We start from the raw sequence: 1,672 nt of genomic DNA on the forward strand, positions 1-1,672 counted from the left end.
CTTGCGGGCCACCTGCGGGCTCACGGCCCCATAACGGGCGAGCATACCCTGCGGCACGCCCAGAAGGCGCGTCTTTGCTTCATTGGCGTAGGTAATCAGGCCATAGCCAAATACTTCCGAAGCGCCCGGCTGGTCCGTTATGCGCTTTGCCAGCAGCCCGCCCGTGCAGGATTCGGCCGTGGCGAGGCTTTGCCCGCGCTTGCGCAGTTCCTCAACCACGACTGATTCAAGACCGGACACATTCACGCCGTACACCACGTCGCCCAGACGTTCGCGCACGGCCTCCACAACCGGCGTTGCCAGTTCCTTGGCGGCAGCGGCATTTTCAGCCTTTGCCGTTACGCGCACAAACATTTCCGCATCGCCGGCATACGGGGCCACCGTAGGATTGGCCCCTTCCGTCAGGTCGCCTATGCGCAAGGCCGCAGTGCCTTCACCGATGCCGAACGTGCGCACCATGAAGGAGGCAATGACCGATCCCCCCATGTGCTGCAAAAATGGCATGACACTGTCTTCAAGCATGGGCAAAAGTTCTGAAGGCGGCCCCGGCAGCAAAATCACCCATTGGCCCGGCTTTGCCGGCACAGCGCAGCCGGGGGCGGTTCCGGCATTGTTGGGAAAAGCCGTGGAGCCGCGCGGCAGCCACGCCTGCTTGAGTTGATTGGCCCCAATGGGACGTGAACCGAAATATTCACGCAAACGCCGCAGGCTGTCCTCATGCTCCTCCAGGGGCGCATCAAGAACCCTGGCTACGGTTTCCTTGGTCATATCGTCATCAGTGGGGCCAAGCCCGCCTGTGGTGATCACCACATCCGCGCAGTTCAATGCCTCGCGCAGTGCCGCCTCAAGCCGCCCCGCGTTGTCCCCCACAGTGTGAACCTGCAAAAGATCCACCCCCAGGGCCGAAAGCGCCCTGCCCACATGGGCCGCGTCCGTATTGACGGTGTGACCCAGTAAAAGTTCCGTGCCTACTGAAATAATTTCCGCCCTCATGAGGCCTCCTTGTCAACTCACGGCGTATCCGTCCCCGGCGGGGACAGGCAAAGATGGTAGCCCTTGCATGCCCGCCCTGCAAGACCGCGCGCAGCTGTGGGTTTCCCCGGCCACGGCACGCAGCGTCCGCCATATGCTTTCCACTTTTTTCAGGACTCCGGAACGTGGTATTTGCCGTTCGCGAGAGCGCAGCCGCGCCACGGCCGGCAGGCACGGCGGACAGCCCCGGATGGAATTTCAGATGGCTGCCCTGATGGCTGGCAGTTCGCTGACGGGATGACAAGCCCGCAGCCGTGGATGCCACGGTGTTGACAAAGCCCGCCATTTCCGCCACGGTATTACATAGCACATTGCTAAGTAATAGTCGGCCGCCTGTTGAAAAAGCTGAAAACGCAAGGTCTGCCGCCAAGGGGATGGATCATGACTGACAATAAAAAAAGCCTGCGCTTTGAAACCCTGCAGGTACACGCGGGCCAGGAAAAGCCGGATTCGGCCAGCGGCGCAAGGGCGGTTCCCATTTACCAGACCACGTCTTACGTGTTCAATGACTGTGCGCATGCCGAGGCGCGCTTCAACCTCACCGACCCCGGCAATATCTACAGCCGCCTGACCAATCCCACACAGGACGCCCTGGAGCAGCGCGTGGCGGCCCTTGAAGGCGGCGTGGCCGCTCTGGCAA

Annotated in this window: 2 protein-coding genes; one reads left to right on the forward strand and one right to left on the reverse strand. The window is 61.7% G+C overall.

The window, feature by feature from the left end; genetic code table 11:
* Positions 1-993 (reverse strand): CinA family nicotinamide mononucleotide deamidase-related protein (locus tag V6C16_RS12625; RefSeq protein WP_333543372.1); only part of this gene is annotated, 993 nt, incomplete at its 3' end.
* Between the two features lie 420 nt (positions 994-1,413).
* Between V6C16_RS12625 and V6C16_RS12630 the strand changes: the two genes are divergently transcribed.
* On the forward strand, positions 1,414-1,672 hold a 259-nt coding region (locus V6C16_RS12630; RefSeq protein ID WP_333543373.1), incomplete at its 3' end, for a PLP-dependent transferase.

Source organism: Desulfovibrio sp. 1188_IL3213, from assembly GCF_036763145.1.
GTDB lineage: Bacteria > Desulfobacterota > Desulfovibrionia > Desulfovibrionales > Desulfovibrionaceae > Desulfovibrio.